Origin of the sequence: Micromonospora sp. B11E3 (assembly GCF_039871625.1) — a bacterium.
Lineage (GTDB): Bacteria > Actinomycetota > Actinomycetes > Mycobacteriales > Micromonosporaceae > Micromonospora.
In genome coordinates this window covers 1-6,502 of the sequence record NZ_JBDPMC010000146.1, presented here as the reverse complement: position 1 = coordinate 6,502, position 6,502 = coordinate 1, and the positions used below count along the sequence as shown (strand labels likewise).

Below are 6,502 nucleotides of genomic sequence, written 5' to 3'. Positions count from 1 at the left end.
CAGCCATGATGGAACAACGGGCACGGACACTCCTGACGATCACGAGGCGTAAGCACCTTCATGATCATGGATGTCCGTGCCCGCCTCGTATCCGGGGCAGCGCGTCTGACCTATTTGCGCGGGCTCTAAACCCTGAAGGCTTGCGGGCAGGTGATGGCGCTGTCCTTTTGCTGCCGTTGGTGATCCGGCGGCGGCAGGAGGCGTGTATGAGTCGGGTTGCGGCGCGTTCGTCCGGCGTGCCAGCGCCCCAGGCGGTGACCACGTGTTTGCGGATCGCCGTGCGGGTGGCCGTGAGCCACTGTTCCCACTCGTGCGGGGACTGTGGTTCGTTCTCCGAACGACCCGCACCTGACTGACTACTGGCACCAGCGGCGACGCCGCAACCCTCCCCCGATCGGCACGATCACGCTGCGGCTCCTACAAGCCCAGCAGGGCCGATGCCCGATCTGCCGAGGGCTGCTGCTCCACGCCGGGAGCACGGCCGTTCCCGCGACCATTTGCCGGACGATGGTGTCCAGGCGAACTTACGCAGGTAGGCGCCGCCTTACGGCCAGCGTTGAGCTGCGTGACCCGCCGCACCGCCACCAGGGCGTTGCTGCGGGACCGCAGCATCAACTTCTGCAAATTCCGAACCTGTTTTCAGGTTCGCCGCCCGTGTGGCCGTGAAGATCCGCTGCCGCAGCCGCCGTACGTTGTCCTCACAGGCCCGCCAGTCGATGGCGTTCCAGTCGGGGACCTCGCCCTCCGGTCCGCTCACTCCGAAGGCCCGCCATCGCCACCGCGAAAGCCATCGCCGTCATCGTTTCTAACTTGTCCTTCAGCTCTGGTGCTGTGACGCTCCGTCAACGGCGGATGACGGCTGCGACTGCTGTGCGACGTCGAAGGACCACGTCGTCAGTGACTGCGGCCGCCACGGTGGTGGCGTCGACTGCTCACCTTCGGGGAAGACCGTCGGATGGGACCGCTTCAGGTAGTCGGTGAACCACCTCTCGAAGTCCGCCTCGGTTCGCCACCGGGTGTACACGAGGTAATTTTCGGTACCGTCGGTCGGCCGGAGCAACTCGAACCACTCGAAGCCCTCGACGGTTTCGACCAGGCGTGGCCGTTCCGCATAAAGTCGCTCGACTTCCGCACGCTTGTCCGGCGGAACCTTCAAAACATTCATCCTGACGACACTCATGACACACTCCGTGTAAGAGTAAGGAATATCGGATAAAATCTACGCGAGGATTACTTGTCGGTGATCACTCACCGGATCTTCACCGGCAACCATTTCCACCCGTTGGAGGAGTTGTTGCCAAGACCTGTGGCTTGGGTTGCGTGAATCAGGCTGCAAGGGCGTTGTCAACTTGGTTTGCGCTCGTGGCCTGCGCCGACGCAAGGTCCGGCGGAGACAAGCGGCATCTGGACGAGGTCTTTTTTTGAGATCAACGGGAAGCGGCAGTACCTGTGGCGGACGGTGGTCCAGGACGGGGACGTCCTGGACATCCTGGTGACCGCCCGGTGCAACACGAAGGCCGCGAGGTGGTTCTTCCGGAAACTGCTGAAGAAGCATTGTGTCGTGCCTTCCTGGCACTTTCAGATACGCGGCGAGCCGGTCACCCTCGGAAATGACATTAAGGGGCGTAACAGGCAAGCCGGGAAGAGCCCTGTGCTCCATGGCCAGGAGTTCCGCGAATTCTCCAGGTGTCCGCAGCACCGCAGGGAAGCCAGGGAAAGGCGCAATGTGAACCTCCATGTCCGGTGCCATGATCTCGTGGAGGACCTTCGCGTCCTCGCCGTTCAGCACACCGCGCAACGATCGGAACACGTCTGCGTTGGACATGGGAAAGACCTCCTGGTGGTGCAGGGCGATATCGCACTGCTACGGCAGCTGCAGATAGGCCGGTGCGCGTTTGCTGGTCAGCAGCTCTGGAGGGGGGTGGGTACGATGGCGACCCCCATTTGGTACTCCGGTTCGGGAGCAATTGTCAAGACCTGCCACTACTGAGCCTATCCGAGTAACGGCGTAAGGACTTGGAGTAGCCGCCCCGGACGGTCGCATCCAGATCCATGCGGTGCAACAAGAAGACGCAGAACCTCGGTATAAAGGTGGTTTTTCCCGGGATCACCGTCATCGAGGTTCTGCGTCGCTATGGGTGACACATACACCGCCATCCTGCCCGTACGGGACGCTCGCGGTTTCGCGCGGTGCTGGCAGCGGCAGTGCCACGTTGGCTCTGTCGCTGCCAGCGACTGATTGAACGAGACCGAACACAGCCTCGACCAGCATCCGGTTCATCACACTACATTCTTGCAGGTCTGTGACGTGCCCTCTGCAGGACGTCAACCTACGCGATCATTCCGCTTCCGGACCCCACCCGGGATCGGGATAGCCCGCTACCTTTTTGATCGTCCCCAGCCGGGGATTCCTCGGTCGCCCGGCCCGGTATGGCTTATTGCCCCTGTCATCGATGATCCGGGGGGGTGTTGCCGCCGGGTCGGGTGGCGTCGGCGGACCGCTGATAGGGGCCCGGCCACCCTTCGGGTAGGTCTCCTCGTAACGTGGCTGCCGGCAGTCCGACGCTGTGACCTGCGACCGAGGCCGCATCGACGGAACGGAGGCATCCGGTGCACGGCCCCTACGGCGTCGACCTCGGCTTGGACGTCGGCAAGAGCGACCACCACGCGGTCGGGCTCGCGCCCGACGGCAGACGGCTGCACGACGCCCCGCTGCCAACACCGAGCCACGCCTGCGCACCCTGTTCGAGCGGCTGGGCCGCCACGGGCAGATCCTGGTCGTCGTTGACCAGCCCTGCGGGTGCCGGAAACCTCGTCCGTCCTGGTCACAGCCCTCTTGATGACTGAGATCCGGACGCTGGCGTAGCGTCGAGGGCTCTCGTCGCGGATGCGGCGATGATCTACGTTGCGTGCTGCGCGAGGATGACCGGCTGTGCTGTCTCGACCGGCCTACCTCGGTGTGACCAACGCTCTCGCGTTGCTACGGCTGCTGCCAACGAGCGACCGGGACAAGCATGCCGAGATCCTGGCGCTGCGACACCAAGTCATAATCCTCGAACGGCAGCTGAACGGCGAGAAGGTCCGGTTCACCCCATCTGACCGGGCATGGCTCGCCGCCCTGCTGCACCGGCTACCCCGCGACACGCTGCGCCACCTGCGGCTGCTGGTCCGCCCGGACACGGTGCCGCGCTGGCACCGGGACCTGCTAGCCCGCCGGCACGCCAGACTCTCCCGGCCCCGGCAGGCCGGACGGCCACCCACTGTCCGGTCGATCAGCCGGCTGGTGCTGCGCCTGGCCCGCAAGAACAGCACCCGGGGGTACCGCCGCATCCACGGCGAACTCCTCGTCCCGGGGTGAAGGTCGCGGCCTCCACCGTCTGGGAGATCCTCCAACAGGCCGGTATCGACCCGGCACCCCAGCCGACCAGCACCACCTGGGCGACGTTCCCGCGTTCGCAGGCGCAGGCCATCATCGCCGCCGACTTCTTCGAGACGTCAACGTTGGCCGGCGCCAGGCTGTACGTCCTTGCGGTCACCGAACACGCCACCCGCCGAGTACGCATCCTCGGCGCCACCGCTCATCCGACCGCCGGCTGGGTTGCCCAGGCGGCCCGGAACCTGGTGATGGACCTCGAGGACGCCGGACGCGCGGTGAAATACCTGATCCGGGATCGGGACGGCAAGTACCCGACCCTGTTCGACGCGATCCTCGCCGACGCCGACAACGCGGTCGTGCGCAGCGGCGTCCGAACGCCCCGCATGAACTCGATCATGGAACGGTGGATCCACGCCTGCCGTCATGAACTGCCCGACCGAACACTGATCTGGAACCAGACGCACCTGTTACACGCACTCCGCGAGTACGAACGCCACCACAACCAGCATCGGCCTCATCGGGGCATCGCGAACTCCCGGCCTCTGCGTCCGCTGCCGAACCGATCACCGATCCCGCCGCGCTGGCACGCCTGAACGTCCACCGACACGATCGACTCGGCGGAGTCCTACACGAATACGAGAACGCCGCTTGACCAGCACGGATGAAGTTTTCGGCACCCGGTGGTGTGGAGACATCACGTACATCAACACGTGGGAGGGCTGGCTGTACCTGGCCACGGTCATTGACCTGGCCTCCCGGCGGGTCGTCGGCTGGGCTGTGGCCGATCACCTGCGTACCGACCTGGTCGACGCCGCCCTCACCGACGCCATCCGCGGCCGGCGGCCACCGTCGGGACTGATCTTCCACTCCGACCGCGGCTGTCAAGGTGAATTCAACCGGTCGTCGCAACACCTTGTCGGAGGCTGGTGTTGTGCTCGGTGATCATCGACGATGTGTGGGTTGTGTGCTCTCCAGCAGGTGCCAACAGGGGTCAACTGCTGCCGCTACTGGTCGACCCGGGTCGATGATCATGACCGCCGACGTGATCCGTGTGGTCGGCGTGTGGTCATGGCCCGGCGTGACCAGCCCGGACGACGTGGGTCAACGCGGGTCACTCCCTGCCGCTGTGGGTCGCCCCGCAGGTCGCTAGACTGGGCACTCGCGCCCTCGTAGCTCAGGGGATAGAGCATCGGTTTCCTAAACCTAAGCTCGTTCGGCGCCTGCCTGCGCTCTACCTGCTGTTCCATCGATTTGTGCTCCTTATCGCCGGTCGCAATGGGCCGTTGCTGTGGTCGTCAGCGGGAGATGTGGTTCCCCATGTGCCTGACGGGGGAGTGAGATGCACCGGCTATTAGCTAGAGAGGTCGAGCGCCTCTGAGCTTTCGATGCAAAGCCAGACGATCTTGCAGAGAGTGACGGGACGCAATGGCGTTTAGTCCCGTCCTCGACGGTCCGGGAGTATCTCCGTAGGTCGCGATACCCATCGGTATCCGTCGTCGCCGAATATTCCTGTAAGTCTCCGATGGCGCTTTCGCGACGCCCGTGCGGTGCGTGGAAATCGGGGTTGTTGCTCGCCGACGTCGTCCTTCCTTTGGTGAAAACTTATAAAGCGAACCGACCTGTCCGCTCGCGACTCCGAGCACCTGGCCGCCGTCGCCGACCAGCTCAACCGCTGCCCACGCGAAACGCTCGGCTGGGAAACCCCAGCCGAGCGCCTGCATAAACTACTTTCCGCACAGCTACCGTGGTGGCCAACCTGGTTTATGATCCACCCGATCGCGTGACGAAGTTTTGCAGACCGACGAACAGTTCAGGCTCGGGAGATATGCCAAGCCTGAACTGTTCGTACGCCCGTTAGTACACCGACGGCCTTAACGGATCCAGCAGGTTAGCCCCGGAGGACTCCAACCGCTCCTCCAGTTCTTGGACGCCACACCTTCGCACTACGTCGGCCTCCCTTTCAGAGATTGGCACTAACCAGAGGTAGACCATGTCGCCTGCGAATGTCATGCAGGTTGCAGCCCTCTTGTCGAACGCATAGGGCCATGAGATCAGCAAATGCTGATGATTTGAGCCCTCAGCCCAAGGCCTTCCCAGGTTGACGATAGAACCATGCTGCAAACGATGCGCCGGAATGGAGTGGAAGTGGCAAACCATTGCGAGCGTCTCGACATGCCTGGGCGACTCATGTGCAGACATGATGAAGAACTCCCGCAACGGCTCGGCTCCACTCTCAAAGGCTCCTACCGAGAGATACAGGTAGCCATCACCCGGCCCCAGCGGATCAACCCTTCTGACCGAAAACCGCGGCAGCCTTTCCGTCACTGGCCCCAACGTCCACTTGAAATCGTGATGAGACCGGTCTGGCCAACTCTCATCCAAGTGTCGGCAAAGCTTCTGATAAATTTCCTCTTTACCACTGGTCATCTTCTACGCATCCCGAATGCCCGTGCGATCTGTCCAGACAGCCTAGCCATCACGGCTCCCTGGCGGCGCTGGCACTGCAGGCATGCCGCCCCGTTGATTCCGGTCTGAGCGTGCGCACGCCGCTCTTCGTCGGTCCCCTGTCTGTCAGGGTGAGTTGAGGCCAACGGTTCATAGCAAGTCCGTCTGGCAGGGCGAGTTCAGGATCGAGATGCGTTGAGTACTGCTGTTGATGTTGTGGTGGCCCAGGATGGGGTCATGAGTCGCAAGAAGGGTCCGCGTTCGGACGGGCCGCGGGCGCGCCGGTCGTTCACGCCGGGGCAGAAGCTGGACCTGTTGGCCCGGTATGAGCAGGCCGTCGCGGCGGGTGAGGGTGGGGCGTTCCTGCGGCGGGAGGGCTTGTACTCGTCGTTGATGTCGGAGTTGGCGGCGGGCCCGGGATGCCGGGCTGTTGCAGGGCAAGCCGGCTGGGGAGACGGTCGGGCGGCCCAGCGCCGAGCAGGCGGAGATCGCCTGGTTGCGGCGGGAGTTGGAGCGTACGCAGGCGAGGCTGGCGCGCACGGAGACGGCGTTGACGATCATGGGAAAAGTTCCTTGGCTGCTCTATGAGCGGGCCCGTTCCGGGCTGAAAATGAGTGCGGTCGCTCGCTGACGCCGTGTGCGCTTGGTCTTCGAGGCCGTGGAAAAGTCGGGTGTGGGGAG

General features: G+C 63.8%; 6 protein-coding genes and 2 pseudogenes. 5 read left to right on the top strand and 3 right to left on the bottom strand.

Annotated elements, in window-relative coordinates; all coding sequences use genetic code 11:
• Window positions 1–817: 817 nt before the first annotated feature.
• The gene (locus ABGB16_RS32755) at window positions 818–1,180 is read right to left on the bottom strand and encodes an antibiotic biosynthesis monooxygenase family protein (RefSeq protein ID WP_347671939.1); all 363 of its coding nucleotides are present in this window, start codon (window positions 1,178–1,180) and stop codon (window positions 818–820) included.
• A 39-nt stretch (window positions 1,181–1,219) separates the two neighbouring features.
• Window positions 1,220–1,825: a nuclear transport factor 2 family protein gene (locus ABGB16_RS32750; protein ID WP_347671938.1), complete on the bottom strand. Its 606-nt coding sequence runs from the start codon at window positions 1,823–1,825 to the stop codon at window positions 1,220–1,222.
• A gap of 785 nt (window positions 1,826–2,610) precedes the next feature.
• On the opposite strand from ABGB16_RS32750, the pseudogene ABGB16_RS32745 reads away from it, so the two are divergent.
• The 4 genes and pseudogenes from ABGB16_RS32745 to ABGB16_RS32730 all read left to right on the top strand — a co-directional run.
• A pseudogene (locus tag ABGB16_RS32745) lies at window positions 2,611–2,795 on the top strand (transposase); the annotation flags it as partial.
• A gap of 137 nt (window positions 2,796–2,932) precedes the next feature.
• Window positions 2,933–3,358, top strand: coding sequence for a hypothetical protein (locus ABGB16_RS32740; RefSeq protein WP_347671937.1), 426 nt, complete (start codon window positions 2,933–2,935; stop codon window positions 3,356–3,358).
• Window positions 3,355–3,969 carry an integrase gene (locus tag ABGB16_RS32735; RefSeq protein ID WP_347671936.1) on the top strand — a complete coding sequence of 205 codons (615 nt, stop codon included), beginning with the start codon at window positions 3,355–3,357 and terminating at the stop codon, window positions 3,967–3,969. Before ABGB16_RS32740 ends, ABGB16_RS32735 begins: the two co-directional genes overlap by 4 nt.
• Window positions 3,970–4,057: 88 nt before the next feature.
• A pseudogene (locus tag ABGB16_RS32730) lies at window positions 4,058–4,261 on the top strand (DDE-type integrase/transposase/recombinase); the annotation flags it as partial.
• Window positions 4,262–5,230: 969 nt separating this feature from the next.
• Here ABGB16_RS32730 and ABGB16_RS32725 read toward each other — a convergent pair.
• Complete coding sequence (locus tag ABGB16_RS32725) at window positions 5,231–5,803, bottom strand: suppressor of fused domain protein (protein ID WP_347671935.1); 573 nt, start codon at window positions 5,801–5,803, stop codon at window positions 5,231–5,233.
• A gap of 448 nt (window positions 5,804–6,251) precedes the next feature.
• Here ABGB16_RS32725 and ABGB16_RS32720 point away from each other — a divergent pair, with 448 nt between their 5' ends.
• Entirely contained in the window at window positions 6,252–6,452 is a 201-nt protein-coding gene (locus tag ABGB16_RS32720) for a hypothetical protein (RefSeq protein WP_347671934.1), read from the top strand.
• Window positions 6,453–6,502: the final 50 nt, after the last annotated feature.

Bases quoted from the DNA above. Each gene is read 5' to 3' on its own strand.
- ABGB16_RS32755 (WP_347671939.1), bottom strand. From the start codon at position 1,180: ATGAGTGTCGTCAGGATGAATGTTTTGAAGGTTCCGCCGGACAAGCGT.
- ABGB16_RS32725 (WP_347671935.1), bottom strand. From the start codon at position 5,803: ATGACCAGTGGTAAAGAGGAAATTTATCAGAAGCTTTGCCGACACTTG.
- ABGB16_RS32750 (WP_347671938.1), bottom strand. From the start codon at position 1,825: ATGTCCAACGCAGACGTGTTCCGATCGTTGCGCGGTGTGCTGAACGGC.